Source organism: Maribacter taeanensis, assembly GCF_047345145.1.
Lineage (GTDB): Bacteria > Bacteroidota > Bacteroidia > Flavobacteriales > Flavobacteriaceae > Maribacter_C.
Genome location: NZ_JBLFER010000002.1, coordinates 1,004,829 through 1,022,436, shown reverse-complemented (window position 1 = coordinate 1,022,436; position 17,608 = coordinate 1,004,829). Strand labels below are relative to the sequence as shown.

Annotated in this window: 16 protein-coding genes and 1 tRNA gene; 11 read left to right on the top strand and 6 right to left on the bottom strand. The window is 36.6% G+C overall.

Translation table 11 applies throughout. From position 1 onward, the window contains the following. Positions 1 to 24: 24 nt before the first annotated feature. Positions 25 to 558 (top strand): alpha-ketoglutarate decarboxylase, encoded by a 534-nt coding sequence (locus ACKWCD_RS10300; protein ID WP_413983862.1) that lies wholly within the window; start codon positions 25 to 27, stop codon positions 556 to 558. Between the two features lie 4 nt (positions 559 to 562). Here ACKWCD_RS10300 and ACKWCD_RS10295 read toward each other — a convergent pair whose 3' ends face one another. The 4 genes from ACKWCD_RS10295 to ACKWCD_RS10280 form a co-directional block, all read right to left on the bottom strand. Next, positions 563 to 916, bottom strand: coding sequence for a hypothetical protein (locus tag ACKWCD_RS10295; RefSeq protein WP_413983861.1), 354 nt, complete (start codon positions 914 to 916; stop codon positions 563 to 565). Between the two features lie 6 nt (positions 917 to 922). Next, complete coding sequence (locus ACKWCD_RS10290; protein ID WP_413983860.1) at positions 923 to 2,197, bottom strand: metal-dependent hydrolase family protein; 1,275 nt, start codon at positions 2,195 to 2,197, stop codon at positions 923 to 925. Positions 2,198 to 2,276: 79 nt separating this feature from the next. After that, entirely contained in the window at positions 2,277 to 3,299 is a 1,023-nt protein-coding gene (galE, locus tag ACKWCD_RS10285; RefSeq protein ID WP_413983859.1) for a UDP-glucose 4-epimerase GalE, read from the bottom strand. Positions 3,300 to 3,352: 53 nt separating this feature from the next. Further along, positions 3,353 to 4,507 (bottom strand): DegT/DnrJ/EryC1/StrS family aminotransferase, encoded by a 1,155-nt coding sequence (locus tag ACKWCD_RS10280; protein ID WP_413983858.1) that lies wholly within the window; start codon positions 4,505 to 4,507, stop codon positions 3,353 to 3,355. Between the two features lie 78 nt (positions 4,508 to 4,585). Between ACKWCD_RS10280 and ACKWCD_RS10275 the strand changes: the two genes are divergently transcribed. The 4 genes from ACKWCD_RS10275 (at position 4,586) to ACKWCD_RS10260 (ending at position 7,790) form a co-directional block, all read left to right on the top strand. Continuing rightward, positions 4,586 to 5,860, top strand: coding sequence for a 3-deoxy-D-manno-octulosonic acid transferase (locus ACKWCD_RS10275; protein WP_413983857.1), 1,275 nt, complete (start codon positions 4,586 to 4,588; stop codon positions 5,858 to 5,860). Positions 5,861 to 5,878: 18 nt separating this feature from the next. After that, complete coding sequence (locus ACKWCD_RS10270) at positions 5,879 to 6,130, top strand: hypothetical protein (protein ID WP_413983856.1); 252 nt, start codon at positions 5,879 to 5,881, stop codon at positions 6,128 to 6,130. 59 nt (positions 6,131 to 6,189) lie between these two features. Continuing rightward, entirely contained in the window at positions 6,190 to 7,521 is a 1,332-nt protein-coding gene (locus ACKWCD_RS10265; RefSeq protein ID WP_413983855.1) for a sugar porter family MFS transporter, read from the top strand. Between the two features lie 140 nt (positions 7,522 to 7,661). Further along, positions 7,662 to 7,790, top strand: coding sequence for a hypothetical protein (locus ACKWCD_RS10260; RefSeq protein ID WP_413983854.1), 129 nt, complete (start codon positions 7,662 to 7,664; stop codon positions 7,788 to 7,790). A 154-nt stretch (positions 7,791 to 7,944) separates the two neighbouring features. Here ACKWCD_RS10260 and ACKWCD_RS10255 read toward each other — a convergent pair. After that, positions 7,945 to 8,026: transfer RNA gene (locus tag ACKWCD_RS10255), tRNA-Leu, on the bottom strand. Between the two features lie 120 nt (positions 8,027 to 8,146). Here ACKWCD_RS10255 and ACKWCD_RS10250 point away from each other — a divergent pair. After that, complete coding sequence (locus ACKWCD_RS10250) at positions 8,147 to 9,535, top strand: dipeptidase (protein ID WP_413983853.1); 1,389 nt, start codon at positions 8,147 to 8,149, stop codon at positions 9,533 to 9,535. 81 nt (positions 9,536 to 9,616) lie between these two features. Here ACKWCD_RS10250 and ACKWCD_RS10245 read toward each other — a convergent pair whose 3' ends face one another. Then, positions 9,617 to 10,195, bottom strand: coding sequence for a PhnA domain-containing protein (locus ACKWCD_RS10245; protein ID WP_413983852.1), 579 nt, complete (start codon positions 10,193 to 10,195; stop codon positions 9,617 to 9,619). Between the two features lie 135 nt (positions 10,196 to 10,330). Here ACKWCD_RS10245 and ACKWCD_RS10240 point away from each other — a divergent pair, with 135 nt between their 5' ends. The 5 genes from ACKWCD_RS10240 (at position 10,331) to ACKWCD_RS10220 (ending at position 17,420) form a co-directional block, all read left to right on the top strand. Further along, complete coding sequence (locus ACKWCD_RS10240; protein WP_413983851.1) at positions 10,331 to 10,873, top strand: hypothetical protein; 543 nt, start codon at positions 10,331 to 10,333, stop codon at positions 10,871 to 10,873. A gap of 287 nt (positions 10,874 to 11,160) precedes the next feature. Further along, positions 11,161 to 11,751 carry a Pycsar system effector family protein gene (locus ACKWCD_RS10235; protein WP_413983850.1) on the top strand — a complete coding sequence of 197 codons (591 nt, stop codon included), beginning with the start codon at positions 11,161 to 11,163 and terminating at the stop codon, positions 11,749 to 11,751. Then, positions 11,751 to 13,709: an adenylate/guanylate cyclase domain-containing protein gene (locus tag ACKWCD_RS10230; protein ID WP_413983849.1), complete on the top strand. Its 1,959-nt coding sequence runs from the start codon at positions 11,751 to 11,753 to the stop codon at positions 13,707 to 13,709. Before ACKWCD_RS10235 ends, ACKWCD_RS10230 begins: the two co-directional genes overlap by 1 nt. Before the next feature lie 127 nt (positions 13,710 to 13,836). Further along, positions 13,837 to 14,202: a BlaI/MecI/CopY family transcriptional regulator gene (locus ACKWCD_RS10225; protein WP_413983848.1), complete on the top strand. Its 366-nt coding sequence runs from the start codon at positions 13,837 to 13,839 to the stop codon at positions 14,200 to 14,202. A gap of 2 nt (positions 14,203 to 14,204) precedes the next feature. Then, complete coding sequence (locus tag ACKWCD_RS10220) at positions 14,205 to 17,420, top strand: M56 family metallopeptidase (protein ID WP_413983847.1); 3,216 nt, start codon at positions 14,205 to 14,207, stop codon at positions 17,418 to 17,420. The last annotated feature ends 188 nt before the right edge of the window (positions 17,421 to 17,608 follow it).

Below are 17,608 nucleotides of genomic sequence, written 5' to 3'. Positions count from 1 at the left end.
ATTAGTTACTAAAAAACGAATATTATGAACAAAATTGTTCCCTCAGGTTTAAAAATGCTCTTTTTTGGAGCTTGTCTTTTCGCAGGAAGTCTTTCTTGCTTTTCTCAAAACCCCACCCAAAAAAGTGACTTTTGGAATAAAGTCCGTTTTGGTGGTGGTATCGGCTTTAACTTTTCAAATGGAGGCTTCAACGGTTCTATTGCACCTAGTGCGATTTATCAATTCAACGATTATGTAGCCGCAGGTCTTGGAGCTAATGTGAACTTTTTTAAATTCAACAATCAAAAATTCTGGGCATACGGCCCAAGTGCTATTGTTCTAGGAAACCCAATTCCTCAAATACAACTATCAGCTGAATTTGAACAGTTGCGGGTCAACTCTTCCATACAAACCATTGGAGGTACTTTTGAAAGTGATTATTGGTCTCCGGCTCTTTTTATTGGCGCTGGCTATACTACAAGTTTTGCAACTGTAGGTATTCGCTACAATGTTTTACATGACAATCAAGACAGCATCTATTTAAATGCTTGGACTCCGTTTGTCAGGGTATATTTTTAAAAAATCAGCCATACTTCGCTTTCAACCAAACCTTTTGCAACTCTCTTTTTAGCACCAAAAAAGTAACTTGTTCAGCTACCTCAACGGCATCAGTCATATGTATTTCTTTGAATGCCTTTTCAGGTACATCAATTACATAAAGTAGATTGAGGTATTCTGTGAATTTCTCTAAAATCAGATAATAGATTTTTTCGCGAAGAATCGTTTTTAAGGCATCGGACTTGATATCAGAAAATAAATCGATATCAATATTTACCAAGGCAAAATCCTTTTGCAATTGACTCACTAGCTTGTCATACAATTGTTCTTTTTGAGCTATTTGAAATAGAGTAACACTATTCGAAAAGTCTGGGAGCATATTTAATTACTGTTTGTAAACAACACCTTCCTTCATCACGAACACGACCTTTTCAAGCGTATTCACATTTTTCGTTGGATCTTCATCAACAGCGACAATATCAGCAATAAATCCCTCTTTTAGTTGTCCAAGTTCATTAGCCATTCCAAGAAGGTCAGCGTTTGTCACAGTAGCCGCTTGAATCGTTTTCATTATTGGCATTCCTGCTTCGTGCATGAAGCCGAATTCTTTGCCATTTTCGCCGTGCGGAGAAACGCCTGCATCTGTTCCAAAAGCAATGGGAACTCCTTTCTTGTAAGCCTTTCCAAAAGTAACTTGACTAACTGGACCAATTTCACGTGCTTTCTTAGCAACCACTGGCGGTAAGTAGCCAGGAATATCAGCCATCTTTGCAGCTGCTTTTCCCGCAGAAATCGTGGGCACTAAATAGGTGTTATGTTTTACCATTAGGTCCATTGTAGCTTCTTCCATTAGAGTACCGTGTTCTATGGTTTTGATTCCAGCTACGACTGCTCTGCGCATTCCTTCATCACCATGGGCATGTGCGGCGGTAAGCATTCCGTAATCTTTTGCAGTTGCCACAATTGCCTTAATCTCCTCAATAGTGAACTGCGGATTTTGTCCATTTTTAGCAACACTCATCACACCGCCAGTTGCTGTAATTTTAATTACATCGGAACCGTCTTTATAGCGTTGGCGGACTGCTTTTTTACCATCTTCAGGGGAATTCACCACCCCTTCCTTTGGACCAGGATTACCTCTTAAATCTTCACGCATTCCATTCGTGGGGTCGCCATGACCTCCCGTGGAAGCTATTGTTTTGCCAGCAGTAAAAATTCGAGGACCTTTAATTGTTCCTTTGTTAATTGCATTTCGCAAAGCAATATTTACACCAGAACCTCCTAAATCACGCACAGTTGTAAAACCAGCCATCAATGTTCTTTCCGCATAAACAGTAGATTGAAAAGCAACGTCAGCTGGGTTTTTCGTAAAACGCTCGATATATCTCGTTGGACTAGATTCTCCTTCAATATGTACATGCATATCAATGAATCCGGGTAGTACTGTTTTCGTTTTTAAGTCAATTGTTTTATCGTTATCAGAACCATTAACAAACCCGTTTTGGATGCTTTTGATTTTATTCCCTGAAACAACAATTGTTTTTTCTTTTAAAACTTTTCCAGATTCAGTATCGACAATATTTCCACACTGCAGATACGTGTCTTGGGCTGAAATAAGCGTTATTGAGAAAAGTGAGATAACAAAGACTAGTTTTTTCATGATAGGTTGGTTTAAATAAAAAATGCCATGAAATATACAAATTTCCATGGCAGTACTCCTTTTGAAATGTCCTTTTAACTTAAGACTTACTTCGAACCTTTTGTTCCCAGTCCCAAGCTGATTTCATAGCCTCATCTAGAGTGTATTCCGATTTCCAACCTAAAACTTCGTTTGCCTTAGTCGTATCTGCATAAGCCGTTACAATATCACCAACCCTTCTATCAACAATTTTATAATTCAATTTTTTACCAGAAACACGTTCAAAACTCTGAACAACGTCTAAAACGGAACTACCCTTACCTGTACCTACATTAAATACTTCATAGTTATCTTCGTTCTTGTTTTCTAGCAAGCGCTTTAAAGCAATTACATGGGCTTTTGCTAAATCAACAACATAAATATAGTCACGAACAGCTGTACCATCTTCTGTCGGATAGTTATCTCCGTAAACGGATAATTGCTCTCTAATTCCTATTCCGGTTTGCGTAATAAAAGGAACCAAATTTTGAGGAACTCCTAAAGGCAACTCCCCTATTTCAGCACTCGGGTGCGCACCCATAGGGTTAAAGTAACGAAGTGCGATCGCATTCAGACCCTCTGTAACTTTACAAGTATCTGCAATGATTTCCTCACCCATTTGTTTGGTATTCCCATAGGGAGACTCAGCAGTTTTTACAGGTGCATTCTCAGTAATTGGCATTTCATCAGCTTGCCCATAAACTGTACATGAAGAACTAAAAATAAAATTGGAACGGTTCTTCTTAGAAAGTTCTTTCAATATATAAACAAGGGTTCCAATATTGTTCTCGTAATACAATAAGGGTCTTTCAACACTCTCCCCAACTGCTTTCGAAGCTGCAAAATGAATAACTCCAGCGAGATCATGATGTCTTTGAAAAAAATCTTCAACATCATTTTTTTCTTTAAGGTCTAATTTTTCAAAGATTGGAGTCTTTCCGGTGATTGCTTTAATCCCCTCCAAAACTTCTTCAGAAGAATTCGAGCAGTCATCAATGACAACAACTTCAAAACCTTCGTTTTGCAATTCTACAACGGTATGTGAACCTATAAAACCTAAACCTCCTGTTACGAGAATCTTCATTTATTCCTTTTTTAATGATTGTTTTTAACCTCTAAACAAATCATAGCATAGTATTAACCATTTACGAAACCAATGAGGGTAGAAGTAATGTAATCGATCTGTTCATTATCTAACTCCGTATGCATGGGCAAAGAAATTACTTCTTTTACCAATTGATTGGTTACTGGAAAATCTTCTTCCCTATATCGGTCATCCAAATATGCCTTCTGCCTGTGCAGTGGAATAGGGTAATAAACCCCGCAAGGAATACCTTTTTCCTTAAAATGTTCAACCAAAGCATCTCGTTTTCCGTTTGTGATTTTCAAAGTATATTGATGAAAAACATGACAATCACATGTATCGCAGATTCCTTCACAACCATTTACCGTCTTGGGAGTTATCATATTTTCTTGTCCTGCGAATGCAGCATTATATTTTCGAGCTGCCTCTCTTCGTGCATCACAATATTCATCTAACTTAGGCAACTTAGCCCTTAGAACTGCCGCCTGAATCGTATCTAATCTCGAATTCACTCCAACTACATCATGGTGATAACGCACATACATTCCGTGATTCACCATTCCTCTTAGAGTATGTGCTAGCTCATCATCATTGGTGAAAATTGCACCACCATCTCCGTAACATCCTAAATTTTTTGAAGGAAAGAAAGACGTTGAGCCAACGTGGCCTATAGTTCCTGCTTTTTGCTTTTTACCACTAGCAGAAGTATGGTTTGCTCCAATCGCTTGGGCAGTATCTTCTATTACAAAAAGATTATGTTCTTCAGCTATATTCATAATAGCATCCATATTTGAACATTGACCAAACAAATGCACTGGAACAATAGCTTTGGTTTTTGGAGTAATCGCCTTTTTAACGGCTTCAATATCTATATTAAAAGTATCGGATTCAACATCAACCAAAACTGGTGTCAACTGTAATAAAGCAATTACCTCTACGGTTGCCGCAAACGTAAAATCTGCCGTGATAACCTCATCTCCTGGTTTCAATCCTAATCCCATCATCGCAATCTGCAGCGCATCTGTGCCATTTGCGCAGGGAATCACATGTTTTACATTAAGATACCCTTCCAATTCCTTTTGAAACTCTTTTACATCAGGCCCATTGATAAAAGCTGAAGTCTCTAAAATGTTGTCAATTGCTGTATTTACTTGATCTTTAATTTCGTGGTATTGACCCTTTAGATCTACCATTTGAATTTTCTTCATGAAGATGGGTTTTGTTAACAATGGAAAGTTCTACGACTTATCCGATGTCAAAAATACAAAACCACTCTCAATGATTTTATGCCAAAGAAGTGTATTTTCGTTGCAAAGATTTCTGATTTGAATTTTATCTACAATCTGATAGCTCACATTGCCTGGTTTCACTTGAAAATTGCGGCGCTCTTTAATTCAAAGATGAAACTTTTTGTCGATGGAAGGAATGATATATTTTCTGAACTACAAGATGCCATTTCTGAAACTGATAAGGTCATATGGATGCATGCGGCATCGCTTGGCGAATTTGAACAAGGACTTCCTATAATTGAAAAACTGAGGTATGAATTTCCTTCATATAAAATTCTAGTAACGTTTTTTTCACCCTCTGGTTATGAAGTTAAAAAGAATACTAGTGCTGCAGACCTTGTCACTTATCTCCCAATAGATACGAAACAGAATGCAAGGCGATTTGTAGAATTAGCAAATCTGGAATTGGTGATTTTCGTGAAATACGAAATATGGCCAAATTTTTTAAATGAATTAAACACTAGAAAAATTCCATCAGTATTAGTTTCTGCTCTTTTTAAAAAAAAACAGATCTATTTTAAGTGGTATGGAAGTTTTATGCGAAAGGCTTTGGCAAGTTTTACCCATTTTTTTGTGCAAGACGAAAGTTCAAAACTGTTGTTGGAATCAATTCAAATAAAAAATGTACACATTTCTGGAGATACCAGACTAGATCGTGTTTCAGAAATTTTAGAAAGGGATAATGAACTGTCATTCATCAAAAAATTCAAGAAAGATCGTCAATGCTTTGTTGCTGGAAGCACTTGGCCCGAAGATGAGGCCATTCTTGTTGACTATATCAATCACGCTCCGAAAAATTTAAAATTTATTCTTGCTCCTCATACGATTAAAACTGATAAAATTTTAGGTTTAGCAGGCTCTATAACAAAGAAAACTGCCATCTATTCTAAACTTGACGAAGAAACCATAGGAAACTTTGAAGTTCTTATAGTTGATACGATAGGAATGCTAACTAAAATATATAGCTATGCCGATATAGCTTATGTTGGTGGCGGTTTTGCAACGGGGCTTCACAATACCTTAGAACCCGCGGTTTTCGGAATTCCGGTTATTATTGGCCCTAATTATTCAGGATTCAAGGAAGCTGAAGACCTAGTTTCTCTCAAGGGTTTGCTACCTATCTGCGATCAATGGAGTTTCAATGAGCAGTTGAAAAAAATTCTTGACAGTCCAAAATTACTCCAAGAAGCCGGTGAAATTAATGCTAATTACATCGCTAAAAATAAAGGTGCAAGCGTCCAAATAGTCGATTACATTCGTAGATTACTGTAGCCTCAATTTTTAGTTGTTATGAAATTTCCCCGAATTCTATTTATTTTAGTTTTCTGTTTCTCTTTGTCTTCTTGCCAAAACGGAGTAAATGAAAAACGAACTGGGGAACCAAACAAAAGTCCAATTCCATCTACAGAATATAAAAAAAGAGGTAAATCTAATCCTAAATTAGAGCAACAAAAATCGATTGAAAAGCCCGTTGATCAAGAGGCTAAAAAGAAGAAAGTCAAAGCAATGGACACCCTCAAACCAGTTACTGCAATTCCATAAGTTCCTAATTAAGATTTGGTTTTTTTTGTTAGCTTTACCAAAACCACCAACTTAATCATATGGACTCAAAAATTGTGCGAATTTCCTTAATTGTAGCCCTTGCGGGTTTCATTTTTGGCTTTGACACTGTTGTTATCTCAGGTGCCGAAAAAAAACTTCAATTGTTATGGAATTCTTCTGATACCTTTCATGGTATTGTTGTTATTGGCATGGCACTCTTTGGCACCTTAGTAGGTGCAATTCTTGGGGGTATTCCTACCAATAAAATCGGTAGAAGAAATACTCTAATTTGGATCGGAATACTATATTCAGTGTCGGCAATTGGATCAGCACTTGCGCTCGACCCTGTTACTTTTGGGGCTTTCAGATTTCTTGGAGGTCTTGGAGTCGGCGCCTCCACCGTTGCAGCACCTGCGTACATATCAGAAATTGCGCCCGCAAAACACAGAGGTCGTTTGGTAGGTTTCTATCAGTTAATGCTTGTTTTCGGAATTCTTTGTGCTTTTATTTCGAATTATGTTCTTAGCGGAGTAGCAGAGAATGATTGGCGATGGATGGTTGGTGTAGAAGCTTTTCCTGCGGTGATTTACACCTTATTTGTTACTGGTGTTCCTAAAAGTCCGCGATGGCTTTTAACAAAAAATAGAGCTGAAGAAGCCCGAATCGTTTTGGCCTCAATGAGTAATGAAACTACCTTGGCGGATTTGGAGGCTGAAATTGCACATTCAAATGAGAGTTCAAATGCTTCTGAAAACATCTTCATTAAGAAGTATCGGTTTCCACTAATGCTTGCCTTTCTTATTGCATTTTTCAATCAATTTTCTGGCATTAATGCATTTCTTTATTATGCTCCTCGGATTTTTGAAGCTGCAGGTCTAGGAGAAAGCACCGCTCTTTTAAGCAGTATTGGAATAGGGATAACAAATTTGATTTTTACAATAATTGGCATATCCTTAATCGATCGCTTAGGCAGACGACAGTTAATGTATTATGGCTCAATCGGATATATTTTATCATTAACCTTAGTTGCATTAGCCTTCATTTTAGAATGGGAAGGAATTGCTGTACCTATATTTCTTTTTCTGTTTATTGCGTCACATGCCATTGGTCAGGGAGCTGTAATTTGGGTTTTCATTTCAGAAGTTTTTCCGAATCACCTCAGAGGTTCCGGTCAGTCCTTTGGCACTTCAGTACATTGGGTTTTGGCTTGGTTGATTCCTTCGTCAATTCCCCTATTGTTTTCTTGGATTGGCCCAGGCCCCGTTTTTGGATTTTTCGCCTTTATGATGGTCCTGCAACTCTTGTTTGTCAGATTCATGATGCCAGAAACCAAGGGAGTCTCTCTAGAGGAATTGAGTAAAAAATTAAGCGGAGATACCAAAAGTACCTAATTTTAACATTTCTACATCTTATCGACAAAAACAGTATTTCATCCCGAAAACATATAAAAGATATGTCAGTTAGTCGAAATATTAACCAAAAGCATTTGTTCTCTCCAGGAATTTTGTAATTTGGAACAAACTACTAGAAAATGGAACAGCAAGTTACTCAAGGAGTAAAAGTGCTAAATGGTTTCCTAAGCGTGATGGTTGTGATTTTGGTTGGTATTTTACTTTCCATTGTTGTAACTATGCTACTTTGGTCCGTTGGCATTTTATAATCCTTTCAGATTATGTTCCCCAAAAAATCTTTAAACCTACTTTAAAAATGTTATTATTTTGACTTTTGCCATAGAAAGGCCCTCTGAAAAGACGGGCCTTTTTTTATTCAAAAAAATAAAAAAAGCCTCTCAATAATGAGAAGCTTTCCTTTTGTACAGGCGGAGAGACTCGAACTCTCACACCTTGCGGCACTAGATCCTAAGTCTAGCGTGTCTACCAATTCCACCACGCCTGCATTTCCTTTCCGAATAATTCGGTATAACGGGGTGCAAATATAAATTAAAAAATCAATTCTCTAAATAATCCCCAGGCAAAAGTTCTTTTGTAATTTTAGGTGATTCAAAACGCTATCTCAATGCAAAATCCAAAAGATTACATTTCACAAAATAAAGAACGATTTTTGAATGAGTTGATTGCACTTCTAAAAATTCCTTCAGTAAGTGCAGATCCTGCATTTTCACAAGACGTTTTAGATGCTTCTGAAGCTATTAAATCGTCTCTTCTCGCAGCTGGATGCGACATCGCCGAAATACATGAAACAGCGGGATATCCCATTGTTTATGGGGAGAAAATCATAGATGAAAATTTACCCACAATATTAGTTTATGGGCATTACGATGTGCAGCCCGCAGACCCTATTGAATTATGGGATTCTCCCCCTTATCAACCCGTAATCAAAAAAACAGAATTACATCCTGAAGGCGCAATTTTTGCACGTGGATCTTGCGATGACAAAGGCCAAATGTATATGCATGTTAAGGCTTTGGAGTATATGGTTAAAAGCAATCAACTGCCTTGCAATGTGAAATTTATGATTGAGGGTGAAGAGGAAGTTGGCAGTGATAATTTAGGAATCTATGTAGCTAATAATAAAGAAAAATTAGACAACGATATTATCTTGATTTCCGACACCGGAATGATTGCCAATGACGTACCTTCAATCACTACTGGGTTGCGTGGCCTAAGTTATGTTGAAGTTGAAGTAACAGGCCCAAATCGTGATTTACATTCAGGATTATATGGTGGTGCGGTAGCCAACCCGATTAATATTCTCACCAAAATGATCGCTTCACTTCATGATGAAAACAATCACATTACGGTCGCAGGATTCTATGATAAGGTAGAAGAATTATCACAAGAAGAACGTGCTGAAATGGCAAAGGCTCCATTTTCTTTAGAGGATTATCAAGATGCTTTAGCTATTGAGTCTGTTTATGGAGAAAAAGGATATACCACCAATGAACGAAATTCGATCAGACCTACTTTAGATGTTAATGGAATTTGGGGAGGCTATATTGGTGAAGGTGCCAAAACCGTAATCGCAAGCCAGGCATTCGCTAAAATATCTATGCGCTTAGTTCCTAATCAAGATTGGGAAGAAATTACTGAGCTATTTACCAAACATTTTGAAAGTATCGCCCCCAAAGGAGTAACCGTAAAAGTGACACCACACCATGGCGGACAAGGCTATGTGACACCAATTGATACCATTGGTTATAGAGCAGCTTCTAAAGCATATGAAACTACTTTTGGCAAAAAGCCAATTCCACAACGCAGTGGAGGAAGTATTCCTATAGTTGCCCTTTTCGAAAAAGAATTGGAAAGCAAAACGATTCTTATGGGCTTTGGATTGGACAGTGATGCTATCCACTCCCCCAACGAACATTTCGGAGTTTGGAATTACCTAAAAGGGATAGAGACTATTCCATATTTCTATCAGTATTTTACTGAAATGAAGAGATGAAAATTCCAAAAAATGAAATCCCAAATTCCAAAAAAAGTATTGGAATTTGGGATTTTTTTTATTTGGAGCTTGAAAATCGTTTCAGATTTTCTTAACATACTTCGTAATAATAACAATCTGAGTAGGTCCAACTTTGCCTTCGATGAATTCTGCATTTTCGCGATCTAGAGATATTCGACGCACTGCAGTACCTTGTTTGGCAACCATACTTGAGCCTTTTACTTTAAGATCTTTTATGAGTACAACGCTATCCCCATTTTGCAAGACGACTCCGTTCACATCACGGTGAATTATTTTTTCGCCCTCTTCTTCACCCTCTCCTGTCTCTTTTGCCCATTTTAGGGTTTCCTCCTCCAAATACATCATATCGAGTAGATCTTGAGACCAACCTTCAGATTTCAAACGCGAAAGCATTCGCCATGCAACGGCCTTTACCGCTTCATGTTCGCTCCACATACTGTCGTTTAAACAACGCCAATGATTGGCATCTGTCGTATCCGGGTTTTCAATTTGACCAATACAAGTTTCACAGCCTAATAGGCTTCTGTCAAGACCAACTATTGATTTGGGAGGCACTTCGTATACCTGTAAATTATCTGGTACTGCACACAATTCGCATTGTGATCCACTTCGCTCTTTTAATTGCTCGAATAAACTCATTGATTCGCTTTTAATTCGCACAAACTTATTGCTTTATCTGTGATTGGTCTTAGTCAATGCCTTCTAATTTGAAAATATGCACTATAAGGCAGTTTTTTGCGTTATTGACTCACCTACTATGCAAACATATTCTCAATGGCGATCTCAAATCAAAAAACTTCCCTGTTTTTCAGGTTAAGTATATCTATTACTGTATTCGGAGCACTTTTCAAATTCCTTTCATGGCCTTTAATTATGATAGGAGTTGTAGGAATGGTTGTTTTTCATTCTATTCAATTTTATCAAAAACAGCATAGAGTACCTCTTGATTATTCTAGACTTCTACTTATCGTTTCTTTTTCATGTAATTATATCGTAAGTATTCTTCATTTACCATTTGGTCATATACTTACCATACTAACAAAGACAGCGCTTATTGCTTTTGTATTATTTTACGTCAAAGAAATAATTGCTATCCTTCAAGAAATTGTTCAAAGTGGACTTTTACTGCAAAGTTTTGGCACAGAAAAGCTTTCCTACTTACTTGCGGACCTTGCTACAGTTTATATTGTAATAGCCTCATTATTTAAAATTCTTCACTGGGAATTTGGAGTAATAAATGGTAATGTTTTATTGGTTATAGGGCTTTTCACCGCTATATTCTCCATTTTAGCGAATCCGAAAGGTGCTAATGGTTAAATCTTTATTTTTTTCCAGTCTTTCTTATTTAGAGTAGTGAAGTAACAATGGTTTTTTAAGCCATCCGATTCTATCCTAAAACTTTTCTTTTCCCCATTCCACATTTCTATCCTTATTTTACTAAAATGAGTAAATAGATTATTGAACAAACGAAAATTTTGAATAGTAATTTTGAAATTTTCATTATCTTCCACTACAACCATTTTCTTTAAAAACCCCGGACAAAATGAGCAACACTTATGTGGAGTGTGATTGGAAATTTTAATACCAACCAAACCAAAATACCGATGGCTAAAGATAATGATGAAAACCAAAAATCAGAAAAGCCTAAAAAACCCTTAGAAGTTAGTAATAAAGGTACTCATAGAGAAGAACTTGTAGATCACTATTGGGGCAGTATGAATCATGTAAATGGTATGATAAAAGCCAGTGAAATTAAGGCTGGATTAATACTTTCTTTCTATGGTATTCTACTCAACTTGATTTATCAAAGTATTCAGCCTTCTCTAGGAATGTCAACAATTGATACTTTACTATATACGATTGCCGGTTTCTGGTTTTTGGCAACTGCGGTTTCAATATATTTTTGCATTCGCTGTTTCACACCAAAAATTGAAGGCAACTATGACCATAATGTCTTTTTCTTCGGAGACGTCATCACTAAATTTGGTGACATAAAACAATTCGCCAAAACTTTTTATGAAATAAGTCTTGATGAAAAAGAACTTTTTCAACAATTAGGTGAGCAAATTTTTGTCATTTCCAAAATTGCAGCTTGGAAATTCAAAAATGTTAAACGTGCTATTCTGTTTTTAGCTATAAGTTTGGCATTACTACTTATCACAGTCGTCTACTATACATTGACAAACCTATCTTGATGAATAAACTTGGTCAGGTATACTGGTATTGGGTTTTGTTGATTTTGCCACTTAACGTTTTTTCCCAAAATAATCTCGACTCACTTCAAAAAGAATGGGAAAATCACAGCTTAGCTGATACAATACGAGCTGAAGCCTTTAAAAATTACATTTATGAAGGGGCATTCCGTACACAACCCGATAGTGCTATTTTCTTGGCCGAACAGCTCTATAATTTCACTAAAAAGTCTGGCAATCAAGAAGGGGTAGTAGATGCTTTGAATCTAAAAGGGTATTCTTTGTTTCGCATTGGGGACTATACGAAGGCCCTTGCGGACTACAAGTTAGGATTGAAAATAGCTGAAAAAATTGGGTATAAAACTGGGGCCGCTGATATTTTACTGAGAACTGGCTATGTCTATCATGACAATGAAGATTATCTAAAAGCTATCAACTACTATGAGAAAAGTTTAAAACTATACGAAGATACCAATGATTTGGAAGGGAAAAGTGATGTTTACAATGAGTTCGGGAGTATTTACAACGCGAAAGGGAACCATGAAAAAGCATTAAAATATTATTTACAAAGCAAGAAAATAAATGATAGCATTAATGATGAGTTCGCTAATGCCACGACATACAACAATATTGGGAACCTCTATTTAAACGGGGAAGAATTCGACAAAGCAATTGAATACTATCAAAAAGCACTGAAGATTGACGAAATGACCGGCAACCAATTAGGCGTTGCTGCGGCTTTGGGAGGGATTGGTGCTACGCTACTTGAAAAAGGAGAATATAAGAAGGCCCTTGAAACCCTAAAAAAAAGCGTGGATATAAGTGAACGGATAAATGATGTGCAAGGCGGCATTACAAATCGATTGAGCATTGCAGATATCTATATAGAGCGGACTCAATATTCAAAAGCTATTATTGCTTGCAAGAAAAGTTTATCTGAAGCAAAGGAAATCGGAGATCTCGGCAATCAAGAATATGCTTATGAATGTCTTTATGAATCTCATAGAGCTCTTGGGAATTCTTCCCTGGCCCTAGACTATCATGAAAAAATGCTCGCTATCACTGATAGTTTAAAAACTGAGGAAACCACCATCAAACTCCAGCAAATGGAGTTCACAAAACAAATGCAGGCAGATAGTCTGCTACAAGTTGAAAAAGATTTAGAAGTACAGATGAGACATCAAGAAGAGGTACGGTATAAGGATAGAAACAGAAATGTAGCGATAACTGCAGGAGTTCTGTTTCTAATACTTGCCATAGGTTTTTTCAGCCGTTGGCGTTATGTAAAAAAGTCTAAGGCCATTATCGAGAAAGAAAAGGACCGCTCCGAGAATCTTCTTCTAAATATTTTGCCTGCTGAAATAGCAGCAGAACTTAAAGAGAAAGGTGAGGCAAAAGCACGTGACTTTGAAATGGTATCGATTTTATTTACCGACTTTAAGGGATTTACCGAGCAATCGGCAAAGGTTTCGGCAACCGAACTGATAAGTGAAATAAACAATTGTTTTAAAAGCTTTGATATGATTTGTGAAAAATATGATGTCGAAAAAATCAAGACTATTGGTGATGCCTACATGGCAGCAGGAGGATTACCGGTACCTTCGAACGATTCTGTAGAAAAAACTATTATGGCCGCACTTGAGATGCAAGCTTTTATGCAATCGAGAATCGCAGAAAAAAAAATGTTGGATGAATTGACCTTCGAAATGCGCGTAGGCATACATACCGGACCGGTAGTGGCAGGTATAGTCGGGGTCAAGAAATTTCAATATGATGTTTGGGGCGACACAGTAAACACTGCCTCAAGAGTTGAAAGCAATGGTGAAGTAGGTAAAGTGAACATTTCAAATGACACTTACGAAATGGTAAAGCATAACCCTAGCCTATCCTTTGAACACCGTGGTAAAATTGAGGCAAAAGGCAAAGGCCAAATTGACATGTGGTTCGTTAGTAATGCATAACATTGCAAGAATATCACTTCCTCTCATTACCCTGGAAATGAGTTGCCAATTACAAAATATTACTCTACACTTGTAGAATTAAAATATTTATTCTATGTTTGTAGAGTTAATTCTAAAAACGTAGAACATGCAGCTATCAAAATCGGAAGAAGAACTCATGAACATACTCTGGAAGCAAAAGAAAGCTTTCATGAAAGATTTGTTAGATGCCTACCCCGAACCAAAACCCGCTACCACGACGGTCGCCACACTTTTAAAGCGTATGACCGCCAAAGGTTTTGTGGCGTATAAAAGTTTTGGTAGATCTCGAGAATACGCCCCTCTTGTAAAAAAGAAAGACTATTTCTCAAAACACGTCAACGGACTCATCAAAAACTTTTTCAATGACAGTCCTGGTCAGTTTGCCTCCTTCTTCACCCAAGAAACTAATTTGAGCAAGAGCGAACTGGAAGAATTAAAAGCACTCATAGATAGCGAAATAAAAAAGAAGTAATTATGTTGATATTTATCTTAAAATCTGTAGCCTGTCTGGCCATTTTATTTGTATTCTACAAGTTGTTTTTAGAAAAAGAGAGCATACATATCTTCAAGCGATTTTATCTGCTCGGAGCCTTGGTATTTTCATTAATAGTTCCTGCATTAGTATTTACAGAATATGTTGAAGTTGCACCTCCTACTGAAGTTTCTTATTCAGTAACCCAACCCACACAGGTGCCTGACGAAGTTATCAATGTCCCGCCAGCATTGGAAGCAGACGTTTTAGATGTTGCTCCCATATTGTGGGGTATTTATTTCTTGGGATTGCTTTTCTTCGGATTAAAATTTATTCGTAATCTATTTCAAATTTTTAGAAGAATCCGCAAAAATCCGAAGTATAAATTGAATCGATTTACACAAGTTCTTTTACGGGAAAAAATAACACCTCATACCTTTTTTAGCTATATTTTTCTGAATAAGACCAAATTTGAGTCAAAACAAATTCCAAAAGAAGTACTCCTACACGAAGAAACTCATGCACAGCAAAAACACAGCTGGGATGTTGTTTTCGTAGAACTACTCCAAGTCATCCTTTGGGTCAACCCATTCATTTATCTAGCAAAAAAAGCTATAAAACTAAATCATGAATTCTTAGCAGATCAAGCAGTATTACAAAAAGATATCGACGAGACTACCTATAAAAACACCCTACTATCGTACTTATCACCCGATAGCGAAAAGAAGTATCAGCCCTTAGCTAATGCAATCAATTATTCATCAATCAAAAAACGATTTACAATCATGAAAACACAGACATCAAAAAAGGCAATTTTACTTAGAAGTCTTTTGCTATTGCCACTACTAGCAGCTATGCTGTATGGGTTTAGTGAACGCAATATGGTAACCTACCTTCAAAACAGTGATGAGAATATGGTTATCAATGACGTAAACGTAGAAATACTTGAAAACGGAAACTTAATGATGAATGGCGAAAAGGTCTTATTGAAAGATATAGCCAAAGAAGCGCATCTCATAAATCCTAGTCTTGAACCCTTTTATATAAGAAATTATGTGACTGGAAATATTCTTTATAATGAGAGTCAAGTACATTTAATTGAAGAAGTTGAGGCAGAATTTCACCGATTTGGTATTTCTAATGTAGAACATATCAGTAAAAGAACAGCTGACATATTAGGCAAAAAAGGCTTTAAAAAAAGCTTGTACAGTGGTAAAACTAAAAGTGAAGCCATTAAACTTCGAAGAAAAAAAGTATTGTGTGAAACCGGATGTATTGAAGACGATACTACTTTATATGAAATCGTTTGGATTGAAATAAAAAATGAGAATGAAATCTGGTATAAAGATAAGCTCATCATACCCGATCAACTTGCAAAAACAATTACCGCTTCACTCAAAAAACCTGATAGAGAAAAAGGATTTACAGTTCAGGTATATTCTAAAGGTATTCTGCATTCGAATTTTGTAGATAAGGTCACTGAAGAGTTGCGCAAGTCAGGAGCAAAAACCACTCAGATCTTTACCGAAGAGTACATTATGCAAGAAGGTGAATATAAAGAGAACATTCCTATTACTGCTGAGACAGTTCGTTTGCGGGCAAATAAGATGACTTTTGAATATGAAACGAAACCTATTGTTATTAACATCAATAAAAAAGGGCAACTTTTAGTTCAAGATGATCTCGTTGCTCTTAAAGACCTAGATACTTATCTATCTAAACTAGTCTCACAACTATCAAAAGAACAAAAACTAAAAAAACTACGTTCCATTATTTATATAGATGTTGATTCTCCTGAACAAGTAATTGATTCTGTATACCGAATTCTTGTCCAATACAGCGACCCCTCGATTCAACCTATCGAAGAAGGTTTTATTGAAAATGCTACACCTAGACAAGTAGCTAAAAAAGAGCTTGAGGTAAATTCAAATAAGCTTAAAAAAGATGAAAAGTTAATTTTTAGATATAATAAGAAAGGTCAGCTATTCTTCAATAGCGAAATTATTGTTGAAAATGATTTAATAAAAAAATTAAGCAATTCCAATTTCATCAGTATCGACAAATTCACAAAAGCATATGTCTATGCTGAAAACGCATCAGACGACAACATAAATCAACTGCTTCAAATCCTCTGGGATGCTGGTATTTTGGTTGAAAATGTTGGTATTGTAAATGTCAACAATAAGTCAAATCAGGTTAGCGCCACAAAAAAAGAAATAGCAGAATACAATACCCTTGCCAAAAAATACAATACCATGCTCGCTGAAAGTAAGAGCATCCAAATCAAAAAACAAGATGTAGACCGTTTGGAATATATCTATGGCTTAATGTCAGACAAGCAAAAAGCAAATGCAGAGCCGTTTCCTGATTTTCCTGAGCCACCGCCGGCGCCAAAAGCGCCCCGAGTTATGAACGGAGAGGCAAGCAATATTCCACCTCCACCATCTCCAAACAAATACTATGTAGGTAAAGAAAATGATGTTGTCGCATTTAAGGGCCCTACACCTAAAAAGCCCCTTAAGGCGCCAAAAACATCTAAATCAATTAAAGGTGGGGCATCTATTAATCCTCCAGGGGCTAAGCTAAGTGATTTAGCATATGCCGATAAAGTTATTGACGAAACTATCGCAAATCAAGATCCATATGATCATAGCAATGCCCAATACACCATTGTAAATGGCAAAGTTTCAAAGTCATTCTCATCTATCAATCAACCAAAAGGTTTTAAGGCTAAAGAAGTAAAAACAGGATTTTTGGAAGTAAATGGGCAGACCTTGTATTATGTAACTAAAAAAGAAAAAACTACATATTTCAATCGATGGGGACAAAAAGTAAATCGTAAAGGCGAAATTATTGATAAAGAGCAAACGCACGCTGAAGAAATCATTGAAGGCCAAGTAATTTCTAAAGTATATAAAGAAGATAAGGTCATAGCCCAATTCAATACTGAAAATGTCGGCACTTCGATAGTACCCCCGCTTAATGACATTACCCCACCAAAACCACCTAAACCACCTAAACCTATATCTCCCTTAGATTATGTAATTAATATGGCTAAAAAAAATGCTCAATTCTATTATGAAGGCAAAGAAATTAGCTCAGATAAGGCTATTGAACTTCTTAAAGACAATAAAGAATTAAATATGGACAGTAGAGCCTCAAATAGTAAAAGACCTGTTGTTAAATTATCAAAGGAGCCTATTACGATTGATAATTAGTAAAAAACCTTAAAAAAGACCCAAAGCCTTCATTTAGAAGGCTTTTTTTGTAACAATCAGATGTCTTCGCATACTAATATTATCAAAAAGCAAGTTACCTTAATAGAACTTTGTTACAACAAGTAGTTTCGAAAACCATTCAAACCTTTCTCGATTCCTCTCGAACTAACAGAAATTGGAAAATTCAT